Origin of the sequence: Isoptericola sp. NPDC019693 (genome assembly GCF_044389085.1) — a bacterium.
Taxonomy (GTDB): domain Bacteria; phylum Actinomycetota; class Actinomycetes; order Actinomycetales; family Cellulomonadaceae; genus Isoptericola.
On sequence record NZ_JBIRXP010000001.1, the window covers coordinates 43,894 to 69,826 of the forward strand.

Here is a 25,933-nt window from a genome sequence, read left to right on the forward strand (position 1 = left end):
GGAGCGACGCCGGTGCCCATGAGGTGCACGGTCGTGGAAAACTACAGGGGTCACCCGGTGAAAGGCCCCCGATCATGACCACATCCAGCACCAACGCTTCCAGCATCCTGCCCGCCGAGCTCGAGGATCTCGTCGCCCTGTTCGACGTGCGCTCCACGGACGCGCCCACCCCGGACGCCGAGCGCGAGGCGGCGCTGCAGGCGCCGAAGTTCGGCACCGTCTTCACCGACCACATGGCGCGCATCAGCTGGCGCCGGGGCGACGGCTGGCTCGACCGGCGCGTCGAGAAGTACGGCCCGCTGCAGCTCGACCCCGCGACCGCCGTCCTGCACTATGCGCAGGAGATCTTCGAGGGGATGAAGGCGTACCGGCACGCGGACGGCTCCGTCTGGACGTTCCGCCCGGACGCCAACGCGGCACGGTTCGCGCGCTCGGCGCACCGCCTGGCGCTCCCCGCCCTGTCCGTGGACGACTTCATCGGGTCCATCGCGGCGCTCGTGCGCACGGACATCGCCTGGGTGCCGTCCGGGGAGGACTTCAGCCTCTACCTGCGCCCGTTCACGTTCGCGTCGGAGGCGTTCCTCGGGGTGCGGCCCACGAACGAGGCCGAGTACCTCGTGATCGCCTCGCCCGTCGGCCCCTACTTCGCGGGCGGTGTGAAGCCGGTGTCGATCTGGATCGACACGCACTACCACCGCTCCGGGCCGGGCGGCACGGGCGACGCGAAGTACGGCGGGAACTACGCGGCGAGCCTGCTGCCGCAGCAGCTCGCCGGCGAGAAGGGCTTCGACCAGGTCTGCTACCTCGACGCGACGACGAACACGTCCCTTGAGGAGCTCGGTGGCATGAACGTGTTCGTCGTCATGGCGGACGGCTCGGTGCACACCCCGGAGCTCACGGGCTCGTTCCTCGAGGGCGTCACGCGGTCGTCCATCCTGCAGCTCGTCACGGACCGCGGGCACCAGGCCGTGGAGCGTCGCATCCCGCTCGCCGAGGTCGTCGCCGGCCTCCAGGACGGCACCGTGCGCGAGATCTTCGCCTGCGGCACGGCCGCGGTCATCACCCCCGTGGGCCGGCTCGCCGGTGACGAGTTCGACCTGCAGGTCTCGGGCGGCGAGCCCGGCGAGCTCACCATGGCGATCCGTGACGAGCTGACCGACATCCAGTACGGTCGGGCCGCGGACCGGCACGGCTGGATGCGCCGGCTCGCCTGAACCGCGCCTGACCGGCGCCCGAGAGCGAGGAGCCGTCGCCACGATGCCCGCACCGATCACGGCCGACGAGCTCAATCGCACCACGCTCGCGCGCCAGCAGCTGCTCACCCGCTCCGACGACGGCGTCACCGCTGTCGTCGGACGGGTGGGCGGGCTGCAGGCCCAGCACGCCGACATGCCGTACGTCGCCCTGTGGGCGCGGCGGGCCGGGCAGACGATCGGCACCCTCGAGGAGGCCCTCACCGGCGGCGACGTCGTGAAGGCGACCGTCATGCGGTCCACCCTGCACGTGGTGCCGAGCGCGCACTGGCCGCTGCTCGACGCGGTCTCCGCCGAGCAGCGGCTGGCGGCCTGGCGGGCGAGCGCCCGGCGGGCCGGCGTCGACCTCGTGGGCCTCAACGCCGCGGTGCGCGCCTTCTGCGCGGAGCCGCGCACGCTCGACGAGGTGGAGGAGTTCGCCGCCGACCAGTACCCCGGCGTCGACGCCGTCGCGGCGATCCCGGGTGGCGTGAGCCGCGCGTGGTGGCGGCTGGCGAGCGCCGGCGGCGGCCTCGTGCACGTGCCGCCGAGCGGCCTGTGGGGCTCCCACGTCGCGGCGCGCTACCAGGACGGGGCGCGCTGGCTCGCCGACCGCGTGCCGCACCCGCTGCCCACGTTCCCGCCCGACGAGGCGCGCGCGGGGGCGGTCGAGGCGTACCTGCGCGCCTTCGGGCCCGCGTCCGCGCGCGACGTCGCCCGCGGCGTCGGGATCCGGGGCGTCGGGGCGCTGAAGCGCGCGCTCGCGCTCCTGGACCTGCGGACGTACGCCGCCCCCGACGGCCGCGAGCTGCTCGACCTGGCCGACGGCGACGTCGTGCCCGGGGACGCCCCGGCGCCGGTCCGGCTCCTGCCGCGCTGGGACCAGCTCCTCGTGGCGCTGGACGAGCGGTCCCGGATCGTCGACCCCGAGCACGCCGGGCTCGTCTACCGGCGCAACGCCGACGTGCTCCCCACCCTCTGGGTGGACGGGCGGGTCGCGGGGACGTGGTCCCTGGACGTGGACGCCCGCCGCGCCACGGTGCACCTCGAGCCGTTCGGCGGCGACGCGTGGGCGCACCACCGGGAGGAGCTGGAGGCGGAGGCCGCCGCGCTGCTCGACCTCGCGGCGGCGGGCTCGACGGAGCGGGAGATCACCTGGGCGGCTGAGGGCGCACGAGAGTCCGGCCGAGCACGCCGGTGAGCATCGCCGAGACGGCGATCCCGACCACGATCCACACGAGGGCGGTCACGACCGCCGAGGCGGCGTCGCCCGTGCCCGTGAACGCGAGGGCGGCGAGGATCACGGTGACCAGCGCGACGAGCCAGCCGAAGAACATCCGCGGGCGCGGCACGACGCGCACCAGCAGCTGGAGGACGACGGCCGCGAGCAGGGCGAAGAGGGCCCCGGTGAACGCCCACGCCAGGCCGGGGGCGTCCGGCACCAGGCGGGAGGGGCCGAGCAGCCCGACATCGAACGCGCTGTCGAACACCACGGACGCGGCGAGCCCCAGGACGGCGCACACGACGACGGTCACGGCCGCGCCGGACCAGTAGCGGCGCCGGTCCAGCGCCAGCAGGCCACGGGACGTCGGCGCCGGCGCGTCCCAGGCGTCCACCGGTTCCGCCGTCGGCACCACCGACGGGGGCGGTGTGATGCCGCCCGGCGTCATGCCCGGCGTCATGCCCGGGGTCGTGCCCGGGGTCGACGGCGTCTGGTCGGTCGGGCCGCCTGGTGGCCGCGTGCGGGTCATCGGTGATGCCTCCTGACCTCGGTGACGGTGCCCAGCCGACCACATCCCGGGCTCGGTCGCACGGGCGGGCGACCGGTGCCACGCCGTGGACGGCCTGTCCGGTCGGCGCGCGGGTGTGGCACCATGTGGCCCATGACACGCCTCGCACACCAGCGTCGCTCGCTCATCATTCCGTAGCGCGTCCGGCCACCCGCCGGACGCGCAGACCTTCCGTACCCCGGGGGGTCTTTTTTGTTGACCAGCACGCTCAGCTTCTTGACCTGGGGAGTCCCGCATGACCGCCACCCCGTTCCACGTGTACGACACCACCCTGCGCGACGGCGCGCAGCAGGAGGGCATGAACCTCTCCGTGGCGGACAAGCTGGCCATCGCGCCGCTGCTGGACGAGCTGGGCGTCGGGTTCATCGAGGGCGGCTGGCCCGGGGCGGTGCCGAAGGACACGGAGTTCTTCCGGCGGGCGGCCAAGGAGCTGGAGCTGAGGCACGCCGTGCTCGCGGCCTTCGGGGCCACCCGCAAGGCGGGCACGCGCGCGTGGGACGACCCGCAGGTGCGGGCGCTGCTCGACTCCGAGGCCCCGGTCGTGACGCTCGTGGCCAAGTCGGACGTGCGGCACGTGGAGCGGGCGCTGCGCACCACCCCCGCCGAGGGCCTCGCGATGATCTCCGACACGGTGGCGTTCCTCGTGGGCGAGGGCCGCCGCGTCGTCGTCGACGCCGAGCACTTCTTCGACGGCCACCGCTTCGACCCGGCGTACTCGCGGGCGGCCGCCGAGGCGGCGTTCGAGGCCGGCGCCGAGGTGGTCACCCTCTGCGACACGAACGGCGGCATGCTGCCGCACTGGGTCACCGACGTCGTCACCGAGGTGCGCGAGTCGCTGGGTCTGCCGCACGGCCGCGACGCCGTCGCCGGGGACCGGCTGCTCGGCATGCACGCCCACAACGACTCGGGCTGCGCCGTCGCGAACACGCTCGCCGCCGTGGCGGCCGGGGCGTGGCACGTCCAGGGCACCGTCAACGGCTACGGCGAGCGCACCGGCAACGTGGACCTGGTGACCGTCGTCGCGAACCTCGAGCTCAAGCACGGCCTGCGCACGCTCGCCGGTGACGGCCTGGAGGACGCGACGCGCATCGCGCACGCCGTCGCGGAGATCACGAACATCTCCCCGTACGCGCGGCAGCCCTACGTGGGGGCGAGCGCGTTCGCCCACAAGGCGGGCCTGCACGCGAGCGCGATCAAGGTCGACCCCGACCTGTACCAGCACATCGACCCCACCGCGGTGGGCAACGACATGCGCATGCTCGTGTCCGACATGGCCGGGCGGGCGTCGATCGAGCTCAAGGGCCGCGAGCTGGGCTACGACCTCAGCGGGCAGGGCGAGCTGCTGACCCGCGTCACGACGAGGGTCAAGGACGCCGAGGCGCAGGGGTACACGTTCGACGCGGCCGACGCGTCGTTCGAGCTGCTGCTGCGCGAGGAGCTCACCGGCACGCGGCAGACGTACTTCCGGGTGGAGAGCTGGCGGACCATCGTCGAGACCGTCGTGGGCGCGTCGGGTCCTGTCCCCGGTCACGACGCCGACGGCCGGGACGCCGACGCCGTCGCCGAGGCGACCGTGAAGCTGCACGCGGGCGGCGAGCGCATCGTCGCGACCGGCGAGGGCAACGGCCCGGTGAACGCCCTCGACCAGGCGCTGCGCAGCGCGCTCACCCGCGTCTACCCGCAGATGGAGAAGTTCGAGCTCATCGACTTCAAGGTGCGCATCCTCGACGCCCAGCAGGGCACCGACGCCACCACCCGCGTGCTGGTCGAGACCACGGACGGGCAGCACTCGTGGTCCACCGTCGGTGTGGGGCCGAACGTCATCGAGGCCGCGTGGGAGTCGCTCATCGACGCGTACGTGTACGGCCTGCTGCACGCGGGCGTCGAGCCGCGCTGACGTCCCGGCCGGCGCCACCGCGCCGGCCGGACCGTCACACCGTCACCGCGCGCCGCGGCTGCCGTTCGTCAGCCGGTGCGGCTGGACGGCCTCGTACGTCGCCTTGAGGGCGGCGGTGGTCCGGTCGTAGCGGCGCTGCGCCACGCGGACGAAGAGGAAGTCGACGACGGCGAGCTGGGCGATGCGGCTCGACATGGCGCCCGAGCGGAACTGGGTCTCGCGCGCCGTGGTCGCCAGGACGACGTCGGCGAGCTCCGCGAGGGGCGAGGCGGGGAAGTTCGTGACGGCCACGGTCGTGGCGCCCGCGTCGCGGGCGAGCGTGAGCGCCTGGCAGGTCTCCATGGTGGTGCCCGTGTGCGAGACGGCGACGGCGACGCAGCCCTCGCCCAGCAGCGCGGCGGACTGGAGCTGGCCGTGCAGGTCGACCGGGGCGAAGCAGGCGATGCCGATGCGCGTGAGCTTCTGGCCGAGGTCCTGCGCCGTGAGGCCGCTCGACCCGGCGCCGTAGACGTCCACGCGCGGCGCGGAGGCCACGGCCTCGACGGCACGCTCCAGCGCGTCGAGGTCGAGCATGCGCGCGGTCTCCTCGATCGTGCGGGCCTCGTGGAAGGCGATCTTGGACACGACGTCCGTGGCGGTGTCGGTCCGGTTGATCTCGCCCTCCGCGATGCCGGAGCGCTCCAGCTCCACGGCGCGGCGGCTCGTGGCCTGCGCGAGGTCGATGCGGAACTCGGGGTAGCCGGCATAGCCCACGGCCCGGCAGAAGCGGACGACCGTCGCCTGCGACGTGCCCGCGCGCGAGGCGAGCTCGGTGATGGTGGCGCCGACGACGCCGGGCGGGTCGTCGAGCACGACCGTGGCGATGCGCGCCTCCGCGGGTCGCAGGGTGGGCAGGGCCTGACGGAGCCGGACGAGGACGTCACCGTTCATGGGCGGATCTCCTTCCCGGCGGGCGCCGGAGACGGGTGGGTGGTGGCCCGGACGGTGAGCCAGGTGTCGTGGGGCTCCACGAGGTCGCCGTCGTGGGGGTCGGCGAGGGAACGGGCGAGGCGCAGCGCGCCGTCGAGCGGGGTCCCGTCGGCGTCCACGAGCCGCACGTCGGGACGCAGGGCGCGCAGCCGCGCCCTGAGCGGGGTGGCCACGGGCTCGCCGATCTGCAGCACGCCGCCCGTGACGGCCGCGAGCGGCGGGATGCCGGGCCGCAGCGCGGCGGCGAGGCTCTCCGCGAGGTGCGTCCCGGCGTCGTGCAGGATGCCGTGCGCGACGAGGTCGCCCGCGGCCGCGGCGTCGGCGACGGCGGGGGTGAAGGACGCGAGGACGTGCGCGCGGTCGGGACGCCCGTACAGCGCGGCGGGCCAGCCCTCGACCGGCCCGAACCGCTCGAGCGCGGCGGCGAGCAGCGTGGGGGAGGCGGGCCCGGGGCGTCCGTCGTGCGTGGCGACGGCGGCCCGCAGGCCGTGCGCGCCGATCCACGAGCCGGAGCCGAGGTCCCCGAGCAGGTGGCCCCACCCGTCCGCGCGGTGCCAGCGGCGCCGCAGGTCGGTGGCGAGGACGATGGCGCCGGTGCCGACCGCGGCGACGGCGCCGGCCCGGCCGCCGAGGGCGCCGAGGTGCGCGGCGAGCGCGTCCGCGGCGACGGCGGTGGAGCGCGCGCCGGCGTCGCGCAGCACGGCGTGCAGGGCGCCCGGGTCGGGGACGAGCGAGGGCAGGCCGGTGACCGACACGGCCGCGGCGGCGACGCGCAGCCCCGGGCGCCGGCGGGCGAGCGCGTCCACGAGCTCGGCGACCACGTCGGCCGCGTCGCTGCCGGTGGCGGTGATGCGGACCGGGCGGCCGGTGAGGGAGACCGGGGTGCTGGCGGTGTCGTCGGCGGGGCCGGCGCCGTCGGGCACCGGCACGGCGAGGAGGCGGGCGCCGCTGCCGCCGACGTCCACGGCGACGACGTGCTCGGGGGCGTGGGGGACGTCGTGGCCGGTCACGGGACCCAGTGTGGCAGTGATTTTCTCAGGCTGGACACCTCACAAAAAGAATCTCGCCGGCTTCTCGCCCGCACGGTCGGCGGAGCCGTCGGGCCGGGTGTGACCGACGCCGCCTCCGCTCCGGCCGCGGCGCGGCTACCGTGGAGACGTGCATGGTGAGTACAAGGTTCCCGGTGGCAAGCTCGTGACGGTCGACCTCGACGTGCGCGACGGGTTGCTCGCCGACGTCAGGCTCAGCGGCGACTTCTTCCTGGAGCCCGACGACGCCCTCGAGGTCATCGACTCCGCCCTCGCCGGGCTGCCGCGCGAGACGTCCACGAGCGAGCTGGCCCGCGCGGTCGACGACGGGCTGCGGATCGCCGAGCAGGACGGCCGGGTGGCCGGCAGCGTGACGATGGTGGGCTTCGACGCGTGGGCGGTCGCGGTCGCGGTGCGTCGGGCGCTGGGGCTCGCCACCACGTGGGACGACCACACGTTCGAGGTGCTGCGCCCCGGCCCGCTTCCCCCGGCGACGCTCGCGGCCCTGGACCAGGTGCTCACCGAGGAGCTCGCGGAGGGGCGGCGCGGCCCCACGCTGCGGTTCTGGGACTGGAACGAGCGCGCCGTCTTCATCGGGTCCTTCCAGTCGCTGAAGAACGAGGTGGACCCGGACGGCGTGCGCGCGCACGACGTGACGGTGGTGCGCCGGATCTCCGGCGGCGGCGCCATGTTCATGGAGGCCGGCAACTGCGTGACGTTCTCCCTGGTCGTGCCGGCGTCGCTCGTCGACGGCCTGTCGTTCGAGCAGTCGTACGCGTTCCTCGACTCCTGGGTGCTGGGCGCGCTGCGCGACGTCGGCGTCGAGGCGTACTTCTCCGGCATGAACGACGTCGCGTCGCCCGCGGGCAAGCTCGCGGGCTCGGCGCAGAAGCGTCTGGCGGGCGGGGCCGTGCTGCACCACATGACGATGGCGTACGACATCGACAACGCGAAGATGCTCGAGGTGCTGCGCATCGGCCGGGAGAAGCTCTCCGACAAGGGCACCCGGAGCGCCGACAAGCGGGTGGACCCGCTGCGGTCGCAGACAGGGATGTCGCGCGACGAGATCCTGGACGCCTTCGAGGCGCACTTCAAGGCCCACCACCGGACCGTGGACTCCGAGCTGCGGCCCGACGAGCTGGCCCGGGCCGAGGAGCTGGTCCGGACGAAGTTCGCCGACCCGGCCTGGATCAACCGGGTTCCCTGAGCCCCGCTCACCACCGCCTCCGTACCGACCGCGACGCGCCGACGAGGTCACCGTCGGGTCACGAGTTGGTGCGGGGGCTTTCGTTATCCGCGTTCGGTCAGTAATCTCCCTCACGAAGCGATGCTCCGGAACTTCCTTTCAGGACCGGGGTGCTGCTCGCACCACAGCGATCACCACGGCGATCAGCAGCACAGCGAGACGACGACGTCACGCCGGACGACGAGGACGTCGGCAGGACATGACCGCGAGGACGGCGCGCGACCGCGAGAACCGCGGCGCCGCGCACCAGGGAGGGCGGCCCGCGGGCCGCCGGGGGAGGACGACGATGCGTCGAGACATGTGGACCCGCAGGAACGTGGGGGTCGTGGCCACCGCGGCGTTGGTGGCGCTCGGCGTCGCCGCGTGCGGCAGCGGCGGCAGCTCCGGCGACGGGGGCGGGGACGGGACGGTCGACGGCGAGGGCAAGACCCTCGACGTCTGGATCATGCAGGGCACCAACCCCAGCGCCGACACCTTCTTCGACGAGGTCGGCAAGGCCTTCACGGAGGAGACCGGCGCCGAGCTGAACGTCGAGTTCGTCGAGTGGGCGGACGCGCACGACCGGTTCGTCACGTCGATCGCGGGCCAGACCACGCCCGACGTCGCGGAGACCGGCACCACCTGGACGCCCGAGTTCGCCGACGCCGGTGCGCTCGCGCCGCTCGACGACTACGTCGCGGAGGCGGGGCTGGGCGACGACCTGGTGGAGGGCCTCGTCGAGGCGGGCACCTACGACGGCCAGCTGTACGGCATGCCCTGGTACGCCGGCGTCCGCTCGCTCGTGTACAACACGGAGATCTTCGAGAAGGCCGGGGTCGAGCCGCCCACGACCTGGGCGGAGATCGAGTCGGCGGCCGCGGCGATCAAGAAGGAGTTCCCGGACAAGACCGCCGTCGCGGTGCCGGGCGACGCCGAGTTCACGGTGTACCCGTGGGTGTGGGGCGCGGGCGGCGACGTCGCGACGCTCGACGGCGACACGTGGACGTCCGGCCTCGACAGCCCGGAGGCCCAGGAGGGCCTGAGCTTCTGGACCGGGCTGGCGAAGGACGGCTACTCGTCGGCCGGCGCCACCACGTGGCGCGAGACCGACGTGCTCGACGCGTTCGCCCAGGGCGACGTCGGCATGGCGATCATGGGCTCCTGGACGCCGGGCGCCATCGTCGAGGCGAACAAGGACATGGAGGGCAAGTTCGCGGCCGTCCCGATCCCGGGCAAGGACGGCGGGATGTCGCCGTCGGTGCTCGGCGGCTCGCACCTGTCCGTCTTCGAGACGGCGGAGGACAAGGACCTGGCGTTCGCGTTCGTCGAGCTCATGACCACCGGCGAGTTCGCCACGAAGTGGGGCGAGCAGGCCGGCTACTTCCCGGGCCAGACGTCGCTGCTCGACGAGACCCTGAAGAGCACCGACCCGCTCGTGGCGCCGTTCGCGCAGCAGTTCGTCGAGGGCGGCGCTTCGGTGCCCGTCTCGCCGAACTTCGGGGCCGTGCAGGCCAAGCTCACGACGAGCACGATGATGCAGTCGATCCTCTCCGGGAGCGAGGACGTCCCGACCGCCAGCACGAAGGCGGCCGACGAGATGACGTCGCTGCTCAACGGTGGCAGCTGACGGATGACGAGCACCCTCCCCGTCGCGGTCCCCGCCGGGCCCGGGCAGCAGCCCGGGCCCGGCGGGCGCCGCCCGCTCGGCAAGTCGCTCCTGGCGCGGGTGCGGCCGTGGATGCTGCTGACCCCCGCGCTGCTCGTCCTGGCGGCGCTGCTCCTGTGGCCGCTGGTCCGGGTCGCGCTCTTCTCGTTGCAGGACTACGGGCTGAAGGAGATCGTCTCCGGCGAGCCGAACTGGATCGGCCTCGGCAACTACGTCGAGGTGTTCACGTCGTCCCAGCTGTGGACGGTCGTGCTGCCGAACACCGTGGTGTTCGCGGTGCTCTCGGTGGCGTTCACGGTGATGTTCGGCACCGCGGTGGCCGTGCTGCTCGCGTCGCTCGGCCGCCTTTGGCGCACGATCGTGTCCAGCGCGATCATGGCGGCCTGGGCGATGCCCGCCGTCACCGGCACGTACGTGTGGGTGTGGATCTTCGACGCCGACCGCGGCGTGTTCAACCACGTGCTCCAGTCGCTCGGGCTGCAGGACGCGCCCGTCAACTGGTTCACCGACCGCTGGTCGTTCTACGCCATCGTGCTGCTCAACGTGGTCCACCACGGCTTCCCGTTCGTGGCGATCACCGTGCTCGCGGGCCTGCTCGGGGTGCCGAAGGAGCTGCTGGAGGCCGCCGAGATCGACGGCGCGGGCGCCTGGCGCCGGTTCTTCTCCGTGATCGTGCCGCAACTCAAGCAGATCTTCGCCGTCGTGATCATCCTGTCGACCATCTGGGACTTCAAGGTCTTCGCGCAGGTGTACCTCATGCCGGGCGGCGCCGGCAGCAACCGCGAGGTGCTCAACCTCGGCGTGTGGTCCTACACCGAGTCGTTCGGGCAGAACCGGTACGGCTTCGGCTCCGCGATCGCGGTGCTGCTGACCCTGCTGCTGCTCTGCATCACCGTCGCCTACGTGCGCACCATCCTGAAGGAGGAGGAGCTGTGAGCCGGCCCAGGACCGCGACCCAGGTGGGCAAGGGGGTCGCCGTCACGCTGCTCCTGGTGTTCACGCTGTTCCCGGCGTACTGGATGCTCGTCAGCGCGTTCGACGGGAAGGCCGGGCGGGGCTCGTCCTTCGTGCCCGCCGACCCGACGCTCGAGCACTTCGAGTTCGTGCTCACCGACGGCGGCTTCGACGTCTTCCTGCGCAACTCGCTGCTCGTGGCGCTCGCGACCGTGCTCGTCTCGTCGCTGCTCGCCCTGCTCGCCTCCGTGGCGGTGGCGCGGTTCCGCTTCAAGCTGCGCACCCAGGTGCTCATGCTCGTCCTGATCGTGCAGATGGTGCCGCTCGAGGCCCTCGTCATCCCGCTGTTCGTCCAGGTGCGCAACCTCGACCTGCTCGGCACGCTCACCGGCCTGGTCGTGGTCTACGTGGCGCTCGCGCTGCCGTTCGGCATCTGGATGCTGCGCGGGTTCGTCGCCGCCGTGCCGGTGGAGCTGGAGGAGGCCGCCTACCTCGACGGCGCCACCTGGGGCCGGATGTTCCGCTCGATCCTGCTGCCGCTCGTCGCGCCCGGCCTCGTGGCCACCAGCATCTTCAGCTTCATCACGGCGTGGAACGAGTTCGTCTTCGCGATGACGCTGCTCGGCGGCGAGACGCAGAACTACACGGTGGCCATCGGCCTGCGGTCGTTCTTCGGCCAGCACTCGAACGACTGGGGCGCGATCATGGCCGCGTCGACCATCATCACCGTGCCCGTGATGGTCTTCTTCATCCTGGTCCAGCGGCGGCTCGCGTCGGGCCTCACCGCCGGGGCGGTGAAGGGATGACCGGGTGGGGTGCCGGTTCCGGTGCCGGTGCCAGCGCCGGCGCCGGTACCGGCGCCGTCCGGCGGGCCGTGCACGGGCTGCTGCTGCCCGGCTTCACCGGCACCACGCCACCGGGCTGGCTGCTCGACGCGGCCCGCGCCGGGCTCGCCGGGGTGGTGCTCTTCGCGCACAACACGCCGGACCTCGCGACGACGACGGCGCTCACGGCACGCCTGCACGAGGCCGCGCCCGACCTGCTCGTCGCGACCGACGAGGAGGGCGGCGACGTGTCGCGGCTCGAGGCCGCGACCGGGTCCTCGCTGCCAGGCGCCGCGGCGCTCGGCGTCGTGGACGACGAGCGTCTCACCCGGGCCGCGGGCGAGGCCCTGGGCCGGCTGCTCGCGGCCGCCGGGATCGACCTCGACCTCGCGCCGGTGCTCGACGTCGACGCCCCCGGCAACCCGGTCATCGGGGTGCGGGCCTTCGGCACCGAGCCGGCGGCCGTCGCGCGGCACGGCGTCGCGTTCGCCCGCGGCCTGCAGCACGGCGGCGTGGGCACGTGCGCCAAGCACTTCCCGGGCCACGGGTCCACGACCGTCGACTCGCACCTCGCGCTGCCCGTCGTCGACGCCGACCTCGACACCCTGCGGGGCCGCGACCTCGTGCCGTTCTCCGCGGCCCTCGCGCCCGGCGCGGGCACCGACGACGGGCCTGCGGCCGACGCGCTGATGACCGCCCACGTCGTCGTGCCGGCCCTCGGGCCCGCTCCGGCGTCACTCGAGCCCGCGGTCGCGGCGCTCGCCCGGGAGCTCGGCCACGCCGGGCCGATCATCACCGACGCGCTCGACATGCGCGCCGTCTCCGACGGCGTCGACGTCGGCGAGGCCGCGGTGCGCGCCGTGGAGGGCGGCGCGGACCTGCTCTGCCTCGGCACGACGACCGGCCGGGACGACGAGGCGCTGTTCCGCTCCGCCGTCGACGCCCTCGTGGCCGCCGTCGGCTCCGGGCGGCTGACGCAGGACCGGCTCTCCGCGTCCCGGCGGCGCACCGAGTCCCTGGCGCGGCGGCTGCGCGCTCGACGCGACGGGGCCGGCCCTGGCGCCGGGCCTGGCGCGGACACCGGAGCGGGTACCGCCGGGCGGGCCGAGGCCGCGCTCGCGGCGCTCGCGGAGGTGGGCGCCGAGGCGGCCCGGCGCGCGGTCCGTGCCGTCGGCCCGCGAGCGGCGCTCGCCGGTGCGCCCGACGTCGTCGACCTGCGGCTGCGGCTGGACCACGCCGCCGGCCGGACCGCGCAGCACGTGCTGCGGGCGCTGGCCGCGCGGTGGCCAGACGCCGTCGTGCACCCGGCCCTCGACGACGACGGTGTCGCCGCGCTCCTGCGGGGGCTCGCCGGCCCGGCCGTGCCGACCCGTCCGGCCGACGCCGCGGGCGCTGTCCCCGGCGCGGCGCGACCGCTCGTCGTCGTCACGCGCGAACCCGTGCCCGGCGGGCCCGAGCACGCCCGGCTGGCCGTGCTGCAGGAGGCCCGCCCCGACCTCGTCGTCGTGCACACCGGCGCCCCGGCCGCGGGGGAGCGATGGCTCGCCGACCTCCCCGGTGGCCTGCCCGCGACCGTGCTGGCCTGCGGCACCGGCCGGGCCAACGCCGAGGCCGCCGTGGACCTCCTCGCCGGGCCCGTCCCCGCGGCCGGTGCCCCGGGGGTGGCGCGATGATCGTCATCGGCATCTCGTCCGGCACCAGCGTCGACGCGATCGACGCCGCCGCCGCGGACCTCGACCTGCGCCCGGACGGCACGCTGTCCCTGCGCCCGCTGGGGCATGCCGAGTACGCCTGGCCCGACCACCTGCGCCGCCGCATCCTCGCGGCGCTGCCGCCGGCCACCGCCGACCTCGGCGAGGTGTGCCAGCTCGACACCCTCGTCGGGCAGGAGCTCGGCGCCGCCGCCCGCCGCGCCGTCGACGACCTCGCCGGCGGGGACGCGGACCTCGTGGCGTCGCACGGCCAGACGCTGCACCACTGGGTGGTGGCCGGCCGTGCGCGCGGCACCCTGCAGCTCGGCAACCCGGCCTGGATCGCGGAGCGGACCCGGCGTCCCGTGGTGAACGACTTCCGGGTGGCCGACGTGGCCGCGGGCGGGCAGGGCGCGCCGCTCGTGAGCGTGCTCGACGCGCTGTGGCTGGGGCACGACGGGCCGGCGGGCACGGAGTACACCGCGGCGCTCAACGTGGGCGGCATCGCGAACGTGACCGTCGTCGGCGCGCACGACGAGCCCGTGCTCGCGTGGGACACCGGGCCCGGCAACTGCCTGCTCGACGCCGCCGTGCAACGCCTCACCGGGCAGCCCTTCGACCGGGACGGCGAGCTCGCGGCCCGCGGCGTCGTCGACCCGGCGGCCCTCGACGCGCTGCTCGACGAGCCCTATTACGCCCTGCCGGTGCCGCGCTCCACCGGCCGCGAGCTCTACGACGGCGAGTACGTCGCGACGCGGCTCGCCGCCGCGGGCCTGCGGGCCGACGGACTCAGCACGCCCGACCTGGTCGCCACGCTCACCGAGCTCACCGCCGTCACCGTGGCACGGTCGCTCGCCGACCACGCGCCGGACGGGCCGGTCGGGCGCGTCGTGATCTCCGGCGGCGGGGCCCGGAACCCCGTGCTGCGCGAGCGGCTGCGGGCGCGGCTCCCGGCCGGCACCGCCCTCGTGACCGCGGACGAGCTGGGGCTGCCCGGCGACGCCAAGGAGGCGTACCTCTTCGCGCTGCTCGGCTTCCTCGGCGTGCACGGGGTGCCGGGGACCGCCCCCGGCCCGCACCGGCGGCAGGCGACCGGCGCCCGCCGGCCGGTGGTGCTGGGCTCGCTCACCCCGCCGAGCCCGCTGCCCGTGGAGGCGGCCCGCGTCCCGGTGCGGCGTCTCGCGCTCACCACCGCACCGAGCCAGGTCGTGCCCCGCGACCCGGCGCCGAGCGTCACGACGACCGCGCGCGACCTGACGAGAGGAAGCACCCGATGAGCGGAGCGACCCTGCCCGACCCCGCCGTGCCCCCGGACGCCGTGCCCCCGGACGCGCCCTCGGACGACCTGCTCGCCGTCGCGCGCCTCGTCTCCCCGACGGAGGAGCGCAACCCGCGCACCACCGACATCGACCTGCTCCCGTCCGCCGACGTGGTGCGCCTCATCCTCGACGAGGACGCCGGCGTCGCCAGCGTGGTGCGCGCCGAGCGGTTCCGCGTCACGCAGGCCGTGGAGCTGGCCGTCGCCGCCGTCCGCGCCGGCGGCCGCGTGCACTACGTGGGGGCGGGGACGTCGGGACGCCTCGGCGTGCTGGACGCCGTCGAGCTGCTGCCCACCTACGGGGTCGGCCCCGAGTGGTTCGACGCGCACCTCGCCGGCGGGCCCGACGCGATGACCGTCTCGGTGGAGGGTGCGGAGGACGACGCCTCGGGCGGCCGGCGCGACCTCGACCACGTCGGCCCGCACGACCTCGTCGTCGGGCTGGCGGCCTCCGGGCGCACCCCGTACGTGGGCGGCGCGCTCGACCTCGCGCGTGAGCGCGGGGCGCGCACCGCCCTGGTCAGCGCCAACCCGGCCGCGCCGCTGGCCGACCAGGTCGACGTCGCGATCCTGCTCGACACGGGGCCCGAGGCCGTCACCGGATCGACCCGGATGAAGGCCGCCACCGCGCAGAAGATCGTGCTCAACACGTTCTCCACCGCGACGATGATCCGGCTCGGCAAGACGTACTCGAACCTCATGGTCGACGTGCGCGCGTCGAACGCCAAGCTCCGTGCCCGCCTCGTGCGGCTGCTGAGCCAGGCGACCGGCCTCGCCCCCGAGGTCTGCGCGCCGGTGCTCGCCGACGCCGGCGGCGACGTCCAGGTCGCGCTGGTCATGCTGCTCGCCGGGGTGGACGCCGAGCACGGGCGCGCCGCCCTCGACGGCGGCGACGGCGTCCGCGGCGCTCTCGGAAGGCTGGGCGCCGCCCCGCCGAGGTAGTCCGAGCCCCCGCGAGGTAGTCCGACTCCCCGCGAGGTAGTTCAGCCCTCGCCGAGGTAGTTCGAATCGTGCCGAGGTAGTTCGGGCAAAAAGCATTTTCGCGGCATATCGCGGCGCCATCGCGCGGAGGTGGGACTACCTCGCGGGGGCTCGGACTACCTCGGCGAGGGATGAACTACCTCGTGGGGGCTCGGACTACCTCGGCGAGGGATGAACTACCTCGGCAGGAGATGAACTACCTCGGCGGGGGATGGACTACCTCGCGGGGGCGGGACGGGCGCCGAAGACGGCGGTACCGACGCGGACGACGGTGGCGCCCTCGGCGACGGCGAGCTCGAGGTCGCCGGTCATGCCCATGGAGAGCTCTCGGGCGTCGGCGGTACCCGGCGCCCCGCCGGCGAGGACGCCGTCGCGAATCTCCCGCAGCCGGGCGAAACCGGCGCGCACCAGCGCCTCGTCGCGATGCTCACCCAGGCGCGCGCCGATCGTCATGAACCCGCTCAGCCGCAGGCCCGGCAGCGCCGCGACGTCGACGGCGAGCGCCGCGGCGTCGTCGGGCGCGACGCCGGACTTGCTCTCCTCGCCGGAGACGTTGACCTGCACGAGGACGTCGAGCGTGCGGCCGTCGCGCTCGCAGCGGGTGGACAGGGCGCGCGCGATCGCGAGGGAGTCCACGGAGTCGACGGCGGTGGCCGACGAGAGCACCTGGTTGACCTTGTTCTTCTGCAGGTGGCCGATGAGGTGGGCCTCGACCCGGCCCGCGCCGACGAGGTCCGCCAGGGCCGGCGCCTTGGCGACGAGCTCCTGCACCCGGTTCTCGCCGATCAGCACCGGCCGGTCGTCGCCCGCCGCGGCGGCCCTCTCGAGCGCGGCCCGCACGCCGGCGAGCACCGTCTCGGCGTCCTGGGTCTTGGTGGCCAGCAGGACGCGGACCTCGCGCGGTTCGCGGTCGGCGGCGCGCGCGGCGTCGGCGACACGGTCGTGGACGGCGGCCAGGCGTGCGGGGATCCCGGAACACTCGGTGGGCATGGCGCCAGTCTACGAACGACCACGACCGTGCCCGAGAGGCGGCGACCAGGGTCCGCTCAGGGGCATCCCCGGTGGTGCGGTCCGTGGCTGAGCGGGGAGGATGGTCGCGTGAAGGCCCTGCTCAACATCATCTGGCTCGTCTTCGGCGGCTTCTGGCTCGCGCTCGGCTACGCCGCGGCGGGCATCCTGTGCTGCATCACGATCGTCGCGATCCCGTGGGGCATCGCGTCGTTCCGCATCGCGGGGTACGCGTTGTGGCCGTTCGGTCGCGCCGTCGTCGACAAGCCGGGCGCCGGCGGCTGGTCCGTGCTGGGCAACATCATCTGGATCATCTTCGCGGGCATCTGGCTCACCATCGGGCACATCACGACCGCGGTCGCCCAGGCGATCACGATCATCGGCATCCCGCTGGCGATCGCGAACCTCAAGATGATCCCGATCTCGCTGCTGCCGCTCGGCAAGGACATCGTGCCCAGCGACGCGCGGTACCCGACCTACCAGCACTGACCGACCAGTACTGACGGGCCGGCACCGACCTGTCAGGCCCGGCCGATCGGCGCCGTCGTCCCGCCCGTGAGGCGCAGCAGGTCGTCGGGGGCGAGCGAGACGTCCAGGCCGCGCCGTCCCCCGGAGACGTAGACGACGTCGAAGCGCGCCGCGGACTCGTCGAGCACGGTGGTGTGGCGCTGCTTCTGCCCGAGCGGCGAGATGCCGCCCACCACGTAGCCGGTGGCGCGCTGCGCCGCGGCCGGGTCCGCCATCGTCGCCCGCTTGCCGCCCACGGCACGGGCCAGCGCCTTGAGGTCGAGGCTGCCGTCCACCGGGACGATGCCGACGACGAGCCGCCCGTCCACGTCCGTCAGGAGCGTCTTGAAGACCTGCGCCGGGTCCGCGCCCAGCGCAGCGGCGGCCTCCAGGCCGTAGCTCAGGTCCGACGCCGGGTCGTGCTCGTAGGTGTGCAGGCCGTAGGCCACGCCGGCCCGGTCGAGCGCGACGACCGCGGGCGTCCCGTGCGAGGCGTGCGGCTTCGTCTTCGGCACCTTCTTCGACACGCCGCCGATTGTGCCCTGCCGAAAGCAACGTGCGTGCTGAATTTCTCCTCGAACAGGAGGTTTGAGGAACAAGCCAGCACGCACGTTGCGCCCGGGTACGGTGGGGCGGTGCTCCTCCTTCTCGTCCTCGCGATCCTGGTGGGAGGGGCACTCCAGCGGGTGACGGGCATGGGGTTCGGCCTCGTGGCCGGCCCGTTCATCGTGCTCCTGGCCGGGCCGCTCGAGGGCGTGCTGTTCGTCAACCTGACGGGCGCGATCGCCTCCGCGCTCATCCTGGGGCGAGTCGCGCGGGACGTGGACTGGCGGCGGTACGCCTGGCTGGCCGCGACGTCGGTGGCCGTCATGGTGCCCGCCGCGCTGCTGCTGCGGGACGCGAGCCGCGCGGCGCTCGAGGTCGCCGTGGGTGCCCTCGTCGTCGTGGCGATGACGCTCGCCGTCGTCACGTCCCGGCTGCGGCGCGCCGGACGTCGCCCGGTGCGGCCGGAGGCCCGCGTGCCGTTGGTCGTCACCGGCGTCGCGAGCGGCGTGGGCAGCGTGGCGGCGGGCATCGGCGGCCCGCCCGTGGCGATCTACTCCGTGCTCAGCGGCTGGGAGCCACGCGCCTTCGCCGCGACGGCGCAGCCGTTCTTCGCGACCAACGCGCTGGCCGCGCTGGTCGCGAAGCTGACCCTCACCGACGCGTCCTTCCCGCCCTTCGACGTCTGGCAGTGGGCGGCCGTCCTGGCCGCGATCGTGGTGGGGCTCGCCGTCGGCGACTGGCTCACCCCGCGCGTCCCCGCGCCCGCGGTGCGACGCGGGCTGATCGTGCTCGCCTACGTCGGCGGGGTCGCCACCCTCGTGCAGGGCCTGCTGCGCCTCGGCTGAGGAGGGGGCGGGCTCAGACCGGCCGGTCGCCCTCGTCGCGGCGCGGGGCGACCGCGGGCCCGTCCGCCGGCCCGTCGGCGCGGTGCTCGGGCGCGTGCCCCTGGGTGCCCTGGTCGGGGTCCAGCTCGTCCGCGCGGCGCAGGCGCTCGTCGACCTCGGCCCGGTGCTCGGCGAGGCTCGCGTCCCTGGCGCGGGCCTGCTCCTGCAGGCGCGCCGCCTCGGCGGCCTTCTGGTCGGCCTCCGCCTGCGACATCCGGGCCTCGGCGTCGAGCCTGGCGGTGGCCGCCTCGCGCTCCTGGACGGCGATCCGGTCGTGCTCCGCCTGCCGGCGCAGCTCGGCGGCCTCGTCGCGTCGCTCCTCGCGGCGGCGGGCCTCGGCGGCCCGGGAGCGGCGGGCGAGGGCCATCGCGACGAGCACGATCAGCAGCACGACGACGACGGCGACGACGATCCAGACGATGGTCGTGGTGTCCATGGCGGACTCCTGACGTCAGGGGTGCCGGGGCGGCGCCCTGGGTCGATCACACGGCCGTCGCCGGTTGCTTGCAACCGCCGCCGCTCAGATCCGCCCGACGTCCACGACGGTGAGCGCGACCGTCCCGGCCTCGTCGCTCGCGGCCAGGTCGACGACGGCGGTGATCGCCCAGTCGTGGTCGCCGTCCGCGTCGTCGAGCACCTGGCGCACCCACCAGGTGCCCGCGGGCACCTCGGCGACCTCGACGCCGTCGCGCGTGGTGGTGGTCGCGCCGCCGGGCAGCTCCGTGCCGGGCTCCCGGATGGTGAGCAGCCCGGCCGCACGGGCGGCGGGGCCGATGCCGACCGCGTCGTCGCCCTGCGCCTCGAACAGCGGGTCGAGCGCGGCGGCCCAGGCGTCGCCGTCCCAGCCGTGCGCGCCGTCCAGGGCGCCGAGCGCGTCGTAGTCCTCGCGGGCGGCGAGCTCGACGCGACGGAACGTTGCGTTGCGCACCAGGCGGCGGAAGGCGCGCGGGTTGCCCGTGACCGGGCGTGTCGGCGCCTCGGCGCCGGCTTCGGCGAGCTCGCCCTCGACGACGGTGTCGGCGTCGTCGTCGACCGGGTTCTGCAGCCGCTCCCACTCGTCGAGCAGCGACGAGTCGACGCCGCGCACCAGCTCGCCGAGCCACTCCACGACCTCCTGCACCTCCTCGGTGCGGTGCTCCTCCGGCACCACCTGGCGCAGCGCGCGGTAGGCGTCGGCGAGGTAGCGCAGCACGACGCCCTCGGTGCGCTCGAGCCCGTACACGCTGACGAGCTCGGCGAACGTCATGGCCTGCTCGAGCATGTCGCGCACCACGGACTTGGGCGCCAGCTCGGCGTCGGCCACCCACGGGTTGGACCGCTTGTACGTCAGGAACGCCGGCTCGAGGAGGTCGGCGAGCGGCCGCGGCCACGTGACGTCCTCGAGCGCCTCCATGCGCTCCTCGTACTCCAGGCCCTCGGCCTTCATCGCCGCGACGGCCTCGCCCTTGGCCTTGCTCTGCTGGGCGTAGAGGATCTGCCGCGGGTCGTCGAGGGTCGCCTCGATGACGGAGACGACGTCGAGCACGTGCGTCGGGCTCTCGACGTCCAACAGGTCCATGGCCGCGAGCGCGAACGGCGACAGGGGGGCGTTCAGCGCGAAGTCGCGCGGCAGGTCGACGACGAGCCGCACGCTGGGCCGGTACCCGGCGGGGCGCGACGGGTCGGGCACGCGCACCTTCTCCACGACGCCCGCGACGCGCAGCGACCGGTAGATGCGGAAGGTCTGGCGCACGTGCCTGGCCTGCTGCGTCTCGGTGTCGTGGTTCGCGGTGAGGAGGTGACGCATGGCCTCGACGGGGTCGCCGCCCGTGCCCGCCGCATCCCGCGCGAGCACGTTGAGCACCATGGCGTGGTTGACGTGGAACTGGCTGGTCAGGGGCTCGGGGTCGGCGTCGCGCAGCCGCTCGAACGTGGAGTCGGTCCAGTTCACGGCGCCGGCGGGCGCCTTCTTGCGCACCACCTTCTTGAGCTTCTTCGGGTCGTCGCCCGCCTTGGCAAGCTGCTTGCGGTTCTCGATGACGTGATCGGGGGCCATGACGAGCACCTCGCCGACGGTGTCGAAGCCCGCGCGCCCGGCCCGGCCGGCGATCTGGTGGAACTCACGCGCGGTGAGGTGGCGCATGCGCTCGCCGTCGTACTTGACCAGCGACGTCATCAGCACGGTGCGGATGGGCACGTTGATGCCGACGCCGAGCGTGTCGGTGCCGCAGACCACCTTGAGCAGGCCGCGCTGCGTGAGCCGCTCCACGAGCCGCCGGTACTTGGGCAGCATCCCCGCGTGGTGCACGCCGACGCCCGCGCGCAGGAACTTGCTCAGCGTCTTGCCGAAGCCCGTGCCGAAGCGGAACGCGCCGATCTCGGCGGCGATCGCGGCCTTCTCGTCCTTGGACGCCAGGTTCGTGGACAGCAGCGCCTGGGCGCGCTCGACGGCGTCCTTCTGCGTGAAGTGGACGACGTAGACGGGGGCGCGGTGCGTCGTGACGAGCTCGGTGATGACCTCGGTCAGCGGCTCGACGACGTAGGAGAACGTCAGCGGCACGGGCCGCTCGGCGCCCGCGACCTCCGCGACGGGGCGGCCGCTGCGCTCCTCGAGGTCCTCCCGCAGCCGGGTGGTGTCGCCCAGGGTGGCCGACATGAGCAGGAACTGCGTGCGCGGCAGCTCCAGCAGCGGCACCTGCCACGCCCAGCCGCGCTGCCGGTCGCCGTAGAAGTGGAACTCGTCCATGACGACCTGGGCGATGGCGTCGTCGCCCGCCGTGCCGTCCGCGCCGACGCCGTCGTCGTCCGCCCCGCGCCGCAGGGCGAGGTTCGCGAGGATCTCCGCGGTGCAGCAGATGATCGGGGCGTCGGCGTTGACGGCGGAGTCGCCGGTCATCATGCCCACGTTGCGCGACCCGAACGCGGCGACGAGGTCGAAGAACTTCTCGCTCACCAGGGCCTTGAGCGGCGCGGTGTAGAACGTGCGGCCGCCGCGGCCCGACCGGCGGTTCGCCAGCGCGGCGAACTGCGCGCCCATCGCGACCATCGACTTGCCCGATCCCGTGGGCGTCGCCAGGACCACGTGCGAGCCGGTCATGAGCTCCAGGAGGGCCTCCTCCTGGTGGGGGTACAGCGGCCGGCCGGTGCCGGCGGCCCACTCGCCGAACCCCTCGAAGAGGACGTCGGGGTCCGGCGCGCCGCCGGTGGGGGCGGGCAGGTACGGCAGCAGCGTGCCGGCGGGGCGGGGGACGGTGGCGGTCTCGGTGGCGGTCTCGGTGGGGGTGCCGGTCGGGGAAGTCATGGTCGGGCCATTCTTCCAGCCCGGGCAGGCGGCTTCGCGGCGCGGGGGCGACGACGTGTCAGCCGAGGTCCCACAGGTGCCGGTAGAAGGCGATGCGCTCCTCGTCGGGCGCGATGCCGTACGCGTCGAAGAAGGCGGGCTCGTACCCGTCGCCGTAGTTCCACTCCAGGCTGTAGCTGGCGACGGCGAGGTCGGCCCAGCGGTCCGCGACGCCCATCGCGTCGAGGTCGACGTGCGCCGTCCACCGGCCGCCGTCGTCCAGCAGGGTGTTGGGGGCGCACGGGTCGCCGTGGCACACGACGAGACGGTCGACGTCCGGCACGGCGCCGACCTGGGCGCGAGCGGCGGGGGAGAGGCGTCCGACGCGGTCGGCCACGCTCCACGAGAACGGGCAGTCGTCCACGGGGAGCGTGTCGTGCAGGGCCCGCAGCCCGGCGCCGATCGCGCGCACGGCCGTCTCCGGGTGCGCCAGCCAGCGGGGGTCGACGGCGGAGCGGCCCGCGATCCCCGCGGTGAGCAGCCAGGACCCAGCGGCGTCCGCGCCGCGCTCGAGCACCTGCGGCACCGGGGTGTGCGGGGCGGCCCAGGCGAGCCGTTCCGCCTCGGCGTCGAGGTCCAGCTCGGGGGTGCCGGCGGCGACCCACTTGACGTAGCGCTCGGCGCCCGTGGCCGCGGTCAGGCGGAACGTGAGGCCGCCGAGCTCGTTGCGCCACACCGGTGTCACGGCGTCGTCGCCGGCGAGCAGGCGCACCCGTTCGGGCACGACGACGGGCTCGGACGGGGTGGCGGCGAGGACGCGGGACATGCGCCGATCGTGGCATCCCGTGTCGCTCCGGGCTAGGGCTTTCCCGTCGGTTCGACGTCGGTCGCGGCGGCCGGTCCGGCGGCCGGTTCGATGGTCCCGGTGGCCGTCCCGGCCTCTGCCTCGGGGCGGGTCCCGAGGCTCGGCCCGACCGCGGGCGGTGTGCGCCGCGTGGCGGCCTCGCCCTGCTGCACGACGACCACCCCGGCGAGCACCAGCAGCCCGCCGACCAGCTGGACGGGGCGGGGCAGCTCGTCGAGCAGCACCCAGGCGAAGCACACGGCGCTGACCACCTCGAGCAGCGCGACGAACGACGCCGGCCGTGCCCCCAGCCTGCGCCCGGCCGCGATGCCGGTGACGTACGCGACGCCCGCGGTCACGACGCCCAGCGCGGCGAGCACCGCCCCGACGGGGACGACGGCTCCCGCGAGCCCGACGGCGGCGGTCGAGGCGGTCACGGGCAGGATGCCGACGGCGGCGAGCACCGCGAGCAGCACGGCGCCCACGACCAGCCCGCCCGCGGCGAGGCTCAGGGGCGGCAGGCCGGTGCCGGACCGGGCGTTGAGCACGAAGTAGGTGGAGGCGCCGACCATCGCGCCGAGCGCCCACGCCACCCCGACGGGGTCGAGGCGGGCGCCGGTGAGGTCCAGCACGAGCACCAGCCCGGCGGCGGCGAGCGCGAGGCCGGCGAGCGTCGCCCGTCCGGGGCGCTGGCCGTGCCGCAGCCAGAGCCAGGCGACGACCGCCGCCGGCGCCGAGTACTCGATGAGCAGCGCGGGCCCCACCTGCATGTGCTGCACGGCCGCGAAGTAGCAGAACTGCGTCGCGGCGACGCCGAGCGCGCCGTAGAGCGCCAGCAGCCGCAGGTTGCGGCGCACGGGCGCCCAGTCGCCGCGCAGGGCGACGACGCCGAACGGCAGCAGCACGACCGCGCCGAGAGCGACGCGCACGAGGACGACGGCACCCGGGCTCCAGCCGGTCGCGAACAGCCCGGCGGCGAGCGGGCCGGACAGGCTGAACGTCACGGCGGAGACGACGGCGAGCACGAGGCCCGTGCCCAGCCCGCCGCGCGCGACCGCCGGCGGGGCGGGCGCACCGGGGGTGTCATGTGCGTCATTGCTCATGACGCATGACGGTAGGGCGAGTGGGCTAATGTGTCAACGTGGTTTTCGCACATGACACCGTGAACTCGCTGCGCGCGGCCGTCGACCTCGTCAACGCGGAGGAGCCCCCGCTGACGCTCACGACGACGGCCGACCTGGACGCGTTCCTCGTGCGGCACGGGTACACCGGGCGCCACGACGGCACCGAGGCCGAGCTGGCGCGGGTGCGCGCGCTGGCGCCGCGGCTGCGCGGGCTGCTGCTGGCGGGCCGGGACGAGGCGGCCGCGCTCGTCAACGTCCTGCTCGAGCAGGCCGGCGCCTCGCCGCGGCTCGTGCGGCACGAGGGCGAGGACTGGCACGTCCACGCCGTCTCCCCGGACGCGCCGCTCGACGAGCGGATCACCGTCGAGACGGCGATGGCGATGATCGACGTCGTGCGCGCCGACGAGCACTCCCGCCTCGCCGTGTGCGCCGACGACGACTGCCTGGGCCTCGTGCTCGACCTGTCGCGCAACCGGTCCCGGCGGTACTGCTCCACAGCGTGCACCAACCGCAACGCCCAGGCGGCGCTGCGGGCGCGTCGGGCGGGCTGAGGCCGTCGCCGTCCGGCGTCCCTCCGGCGCCCCTCCGTCTTCGTCCCGTGCTGCCGACGTATCTGGCCTCGGGCGACGCGCTCCCTCCCCGCGAGGGCGCCAGGCTTTCCCGGGGCGACGACCCGCCCGGCCCGGCCCCACGAAGGAGGCGGCGATGTCCGTCACGACGAGCATGGCCCTCGACCCCTGGCCGGTCGTGCGTCCCGGCGACCGGTTCCACCCCGTCGGCACGCTGCAGCACCTGCTCGACGAGCACGGCCACGACCTCGAGGTGGACGAGACGTTCGGCCCGCTCACCGAGGCCGCCGTGCGCGCCTCCCAGCGCGACTTCGGCCTCGAGGCCGACGGCGTCGTCGGCCCGCGGACCTGGGGCGCGATCGTCGTCACGGTGCGCCTCGGCAGCCGCGGCCACGCCGTCCGCGGGGCGCAGTCCGAGCTCGACGTCCGCCCCGACGTCGACCTCGTGGTCGACGGGGTCTTCGGCCCGAGGACGGAGAGCGCGGTGCGCGGGTTCCAGCGGGCCCTGTCCGGGTTCGGCGTGCTCGTGGACGGCGTCGTCGGCCCCGTGACGTGGCGAGCCCTGGTCAGCGGGATGGTCTCCGACTGAGACACGGTGCGAGAGCCCCGTCGTCCGCCGGGCGCGGCGCCGTCCCGGTCCGGGCGGTCGGCCTGGACGCGGGGCTACGGTTCGACGGCCTCGAGCACCGCGTCGCACACCCCGACCAGCCGCGCGCGCAGCTCCTGCCCGCGCGCGGCGAACCCGCGCTGCCGGCGCACGTACTCGGCCTTGCCCTCCGGCGTCTCGATCGGCACGGCCTCGACGCCGTACGACGAGACGTCGTACGGCGCGGCCGCCATGTCCGTGTACCGGATGTCGCGGGCGAGCTCGAAGGCGTCGAGCAGCAGGTCCCCGGGAGCGGCGGGGCCGAGCTTGAGCGCCCACTTGTACAGGTCCATGCCGGCGTGCAGGCAGCCGGGCTGCTCCATCGCGGGCTGGCGCTCGCGGGTGGGGCGCAGCTGGTTGCGGCCCTCGGCCTCGGGCGTGAAGAACCGGTAGGCGTCGAAGTGGGAGCAGCCGATGCGGTGCGACTCGACGACCGCGTCCGTGCCGTCGTGGCCCAGCCGCAGCGGCAGCGGGTGGCGGTGGTCCCGCTTTGCCGCGCGGTCGCGGTAGACCATCGCCCACTCGTGCAGGCCGAAGCAGCCGAACGTGCCCGGGCGACCCGCCGTGGCGGACACGAGCGCCCGGACGTAGCGCACGGTGTCGCCGCGGTCCGCCACGAACGCCTCGGCGTCGAGCGTGACGCCCGTGCCGCCGTCCGACAGCGCCACCGGGCGGTACCAGCGCCACCCGGCGTGCTCGGCGCCGCCCGCGAGCACCACGCCCGGGCCCGGGTGCCACCGGCGCAGGTGGCTCACGCGGGTCGGGTAGTACGTGAACAGGAAGTCCTCGATGGCGTGCTTGTCGCCCCGGTCGCGCGCCGCGCGCCACACCGCCGTCAGCGCGTCCGCGCGGTCAGCGTGCGCGGCGGCCAGCGGCTCCCAGGTGTCGCGCAGCACGACGACGTCGGCGGGGACCGCCGGGTCGTCGAGAGTCGTCGCGCGCACCCCACCAGGGTACGAGCGCGGCGAGCA

24 protein-coding genes are annotated in these 25,933 nt (G+C 74.8%); 14 read left to right on the plus strand and 10 right to left on the minus strand.

Annotated features, from left to right (window positions below):
* Positions 1–74: 74 nt before the first annotated feature.
* Positions 75–1,214 (plus strand): branched-chain amino acid aminotransferase, encoded by a 1,140-nt coding sequence (locus tag ACH436_RS00200; RefSeq protein WP_430558171.1) that lies wholly within the window; start codon positions 75–77, stop codon positions 1,212–1,214.
* 43 nt (positions 1,215–1,257) lie between these two features.
* Positions 1,258–2,433, plus strand: a complete 1,176-nt coding sequence (locus ACH436_RS00205; protein WP_430558172.1) for a winged helix DNA-binding domain-containing protein — start codon at positions 1,258–1,260, stop codon at positions 2,431–2,433.
* Here the strand turns inward: ACH436_RS00205 and ACH436_RS00210 are convergent.
* Positions 2,384–2,983, minus strand: coding sequence for a DUF6069 family protein (locus ACH436_RS00210; protein ID WP_430558173.1), 600 nt, complete (start codon positions 2,981–2,983; stop codon positions 2,384–2,386). The two genes, ACH436_RS00205 and ACH436_RS00210, sit on opposite strands and share 50 nt — an antisense overlap.
* Before the next feature lie 274 nt (positions 2,984–3,257).
* On the opposite strand from ACH436_RS00210, the gene cimA reads away from it, so the two are divergent.
* Positions 3,258–4,919: a citramalate synthase gene (gene cimA, locus ACH436_RS00215; RefSeq protein WP_430558174.1), complete on the plus strand. Its 1,662-nt coding sequence runs from the start codon at positions 3,258–3,260 to the stop codon at positions 4,917–4,919.
* Positions 4,920–4,961: 42 nt separating this feature from the next.
* On the opposite strand, the gene ACH436_RS00220 is transcribed toward cimA, so the two are convergent.
* Together ACH436_RS00220 and ACH436_RS00225 are read right to left on the minus strand one after the other, a co-directional pair.
* Entirely contained in the window at positions 4,962–5,849 is an 888-nt protein-coding gene (locus tag ACH436_RS00220; protein WP_430558175.1) for a MurR/RpiR family transcriptional regulator, read from the minus strand.
* Positions 5,846–6,898, minus strand: a complete 1,053-nt coding sequence (locus ACH436_RS00225) for a BadF/BadG/BcrA/BcrD ATPase family protein (protein WP_430558176.1) — start codon at positions 6,896–6,898, stop codon at positions 5,846–5,848. Before ACH436_RS00225 ends, ACH436_RS00220 begins: the two co-directional genes overlap by 4 nt.
* 148 nt (positions 6,899–7,046) lie before the next feature.
* Here ACH436_RS00225 and ACH436_RS00230 point away from each other — a divergent pair, with 148 nt between their 5' ends.
* The 7 genes from ACH436_RS00230 to murQ all read left to right on the plus strand — a co-directional run bounded on the left by ACH436_RS00230 (position 7,047) and on the right by murQ (position 15,536).
* Positions 7,047–8,123: a lipoyl protein ligase domain-containing protein gene (locus ACH436_RS00230; RefSeq protein WP_430558177.1), complete on the plus strand. Its 1,077-nt coding sequence runs from the start codon at positions 7,047–7,049 to the stop codon at positions 8,121–8,123.
* 325 nt (positions 8,124–8,448) lie between these two features.
* A complete protein-coding gene (locus tag ACH436_RS00235) occupies positions 8,449–9,768 on the plus strand; it encodes a sugar ABC transporter substrate-binding protein (RefSeq protein ID WP_430558178.1) in 1,320 nt (439 codons plus the stop codon).
* Positions 9,769–9,771: 3 nt separating this feature from the next.
* Positions 9,772–10,743: a carbohydrate ABC transporter permease gene (locus ACH436_RS00240; RefSeq protein ID WP_430558179.1), complete on the plus strand. Its 972-nt coding sequence runs from the start codon at positions 9,772–9,774 to the stop codon at positions 10,741–10,743.
* Positions 10,740–11,567 (plus strand): carbohydrate ABC transporter permease, encoded by an 828-nt coding sequence (locus ACH436_RS00245; RefSeq protein WP_430558180.1) that lies wholly within the window; start codon positions 10,740–10,742, stop codon positions 11,565–11,567. The genes ACH436_RS00240 and ACH436_RS00245 overlap by 4 nt, the downstream gene beginning before the upstream one ends.
* Positions 11,564–13,258, plus strand: a complete 1,695-nt coding sequence (locus tag ACH436_RS00250; RefSeq protein WP_430558181.1) for a glycoside hydrolase family 3 N-terminal domain-containing protein — start codon at positions 11,564–11,566, stop codon at positions 13,256–13,258. The genes ACH436_RS00245 and ACH436_RS00250 overlap by 4 nt, the downstream gene beginning before the upstream one ends.
* Positions 13,255–14,553 (plus strand): anhydro-N-acetylmuramic acid kinase, encoded by a 1,299-nt coding sequence (locus tag ACH436_RS00255; RefSeq protein WP_430558182.1) that lies wholly within the window; start codon positions 13,255–13,257, stop codon positions 14,551–14,553. Before ACH436_RS00250 ends, ACH436_RS00255 begins: the two co-directional genes overlap by 4 nt.
* Positions 14,550–15,536, plus strand: a complete 987-nt coding sequence (gene murQ / locus ACH436_RS00260; RefSeq protein WP_430558183.1) for an N-acetylmuramic acid 6-phosphate etherase — start codon at positions 14,550–14,552, stop codon at positions 15,534–15,536. The genes ACH436_RS00255 and murQ overlap by 4 nt, the downstream gene beginning before the upstream one ends.
* A 255-nt stretch (positions 15,537–15,791) precedes the next feature.
* On the opposite strand, the gene ACH436_RS00265 is transcribed toward murQ, so the two are convergent.
* Positions 15,792–16,565, minus strand: a complete 774-nt coding sequence (locus tag ACH436_RS00265; protein ID WP_430558184.1) for a YggS family pyridoxal phosphate-dependent enzyme — start codon at positions 16,563–16,565, stop codon at positions 15,792–15,794.
* A gap of 108 nt (positions 16,566–16,673) precedes the next feature.
* On the opposite strand from ACH436_RS00265, the gene ACH436_RS00270 reads away from it, so the two are divergent.
* Positions 16,674–17,072 (plus strand): YccF domain-containing protein, encoded by a 399-nt coding sequence (locus tag ACH436_RS00270; RefSeq protein WP_430558185.1) that lies wholly within the window; start codon positions 16,674–16,676, stop codon positions 17,070–17,072.
* Positions 17,073–17,104: 32 nt separating this feature from the next.
* Here the strand turns inward: ACH436_RS00270 and ybaK are convergent, their stop codons facing one another.
* Entirely contained in the window at positions 17,105–17,617 is a 513-nt protein-coding gene (gene ybaK, locus ACH436_RS00275) for a Cys-tRNA(Pro) deacylase (RefSeq protein WP_430558186.1), read from the minus strand.
* A gap of 108 nt (positions 17,618–17,725) precedes the next feature.
* Here ybaK and ACH436_RS00280 point away from each other — a divergent pair, with 108 nt between their 5' ends.
* Entirely contained in the window at positions 17,726–18,481 is a 756-nt protein-coding gene (locus ACH436_RS00280; protein WP_430558187.1) for a TSUP family transporter, read from the plus strand.
* Positions 18,482–18,494: 13 nt separating this feature from the next.
* Here the strand turns inward: ACH436_RS00280 and ACH436_RS00285 are convergent, their stop codons facing one another.
* From ACH436_RS00285 to ACH436_RS00300, 4 genes are all read right to left on the minus strand, one after another.
* Positions 18,495–18,956, minus strand: coding sequence for a hypothetical protein (locus ACH436_RS00285; protein WP_430558188.1), 462 nt, complete (start codon positions 18,954–18,956; stop codon positions 18,495–18,497).
* An 84-nt stretch (positions 18,957–19,040) separates the two neighbouring features.
* On the minus strand, positions 19,041–21,800 hold the full coding sequence (locus ACH436_RS00290) for a DEAD/DEAH box helicase (protein WP_430558189.1): 2,760 nt from the start codon (positions 21,798–21,800) through the stop codon (positions 19,041–19,043).
* Positions 21,801–21,858: 58 nt separating this feature from the next.
* On the minus strand, positions 21,859–22,605 hold the full coding sequence (locus ACH436_RS00295; RefSeq protein WP_430558190.1) for a phosphotransferase: 747 nt from the start codon (positions 22,603–22,605) through the stop codon (positions 21,859–21,861).
* 32 nt (positions 22,606–22,637) lie between these two features.
* Positions 22,638–23,726: an EamA family transporter gene (locus ACH436_RS00300; RefSeq protein WP_430558191.1), complete on the minus strand. Its 1,089-nt coding sequence runs from the start codon at positions 23,724–23,726 to the stop codon at positions 22,638–22,640.
* A gap of 38 nt (positions 23,727–23,764) precedes the next feature.
* Between ACH436_RS00300 and ACH436_RS00305 the strand changes: the two genes are divergently transcribed.
* A complete protein-coding gene (locus tag ACH436_RS00305; protein WP_430558192.1) occupies positions 23,765–24,298 on the plus strand; it encodes a CGNR zinc finger domain-containing protein in 534 nt (177 codons plus the stop codon).
* Positions 24,299–24,452: 154 nt separating this feature from the next.
* Entirely contained in the window at positions 24,453–24,905 is a 453-nt protein-coding gene (locus tag ACH436_RS00310; protein ID WP_430558193.1) for a peptidoglycan-binding protein, read from the plus strand.
* Between the two features lie 74 nt (positions 24,906–24,979).
* Here the strand turns inward: ACH436_RS00310 and ACH436_RS00315 are convergent, their stop codons facing one another.
* The gene (locus ACH436_RS00315) at positions 24,980–25,906 is read right to left on the minus strand and encodes a 3-methyladenine DNA glycosylase (protein ID WP_430558194.1); all 927 of its coding nucleotides are present in this window, start codon (positions 25,904–25,906) and stop codon (positions 24,980–24,982) included.
* Between the last annotated feature and the right edge of the window lie 27 nt (positions 25,907–25,933).

Bases quoted from the DNA above. Each gene is read 5' to 3' on its own strand.
- murQ (WP_430558183.1), top strand. From the start codon at position 14,550: ATGAGCGGAGCGACCCTGCCCGACCCCGCCGTGCCCCCGGACGCCGTG.
- cimA (WP_430558174.1), top strand. From the start codon at position 3,258: ATGACCGCCACCCCGTTCCACGTGTACGACACCACCCTGCGCGACGGC.
- ACH436_RS00210 (WP_430558173.1), bottom strand. From the start codon at position 2,983: ATGACCCGCACGCGGCCACCAGGCGGCCCGACCGACCAGACGCCGTCG.
- ACH436_RS00285 (WP_430558188.1), bottom strand. From the start codon at position 18,956: ATGGACACCACGACCATCGTCTGGATCGTCGTCGCCGTCGTCGTCGTG.
- ACH436_RS00295 (WP_430558190.1), bottom strand. From the start codon at position 22,605: ATGTCCCGCGTCCTCGCCGCCACCCCGTCCGAGCCCGTCGTCGTGCCC.
- ACH436_RS00200 (WP_430558171.1), top strand. From the start codon at position 75: ATGACCACATCCAGCACCAACGCTTCCAGCATCCTGCCCGCCGAGCTC.
- ACH436_RS00290 (WP_430558189.1), bottom strand. From the start codon at position 21,800: ATGACTTCCCCGACCGGCACCCCCACCGAGACCGCCACCGAGACCGCC.
- ACH436_RS00205 (WP_430558172.1), top strand. From the start codon at position 1,258: ATGCCCGCACCGATCACGGCCGACGAGCTCAATCGCACCACGCTCGCG.
- ACH436_RS00255 (WP_430558182.1), top strand. From the start codon at position 13,255: ATGATCGTCATCGGCATCTCGTCCGGCACCAGCGTCGACGCGATCGAC.
- ACH436_RS00265 (WP_430558184.1), bottom strand. From the start codon at position 16,565: ATGCCCACCGAGTGTTCCGGGATCCCCGCACGCCTGGCCGCCGTCCAC.
- ACH436_RS00250 (WP_430558181.1), top strand. From the start codon at position 11,564: ATGACCGGGTGGGGTGCCGGTTCCGGTGCCGGTGCCAGCGCCGGCGCC.
- ACH436_RS00300 (WP_430558191.1), bottom strand. From the start codon at position 23,726: ATGAGCAATGACGCACATGACACCCCCGGTGCGCCCGCCCCGCCGGCG.
- ACH436_RS00240 (WP_430558179.1), top strand. From the start codon at position 9,772: ATGACGAGCACCCTCCCCGTCGCGGTCCCCGCCGGGCCCGGGCAGCAG.
- ACH436_RS00235 (WP_430558178.1), top strand. From the start codon at position 8,449: ATGCGTCGAGACATGTGGACCCGCAGGAACGTGGGGGTCGTGGCCACC.
- ACH436_RS00220 (WP_430558175.1), bottom strand. From the start codon at position 5,849: ATGAACGGTGACGTCCTCGTCCGGCTCCGTCAGGCCCTGCCCACCCTG.
- ACH436_RS00310 (WP_430558193.1), top strand. From the start codon at position 24,453: ATGTCCGTCACGACGAGCATGGCCCTCGACCCCTGGCCGGTCGTGCGT.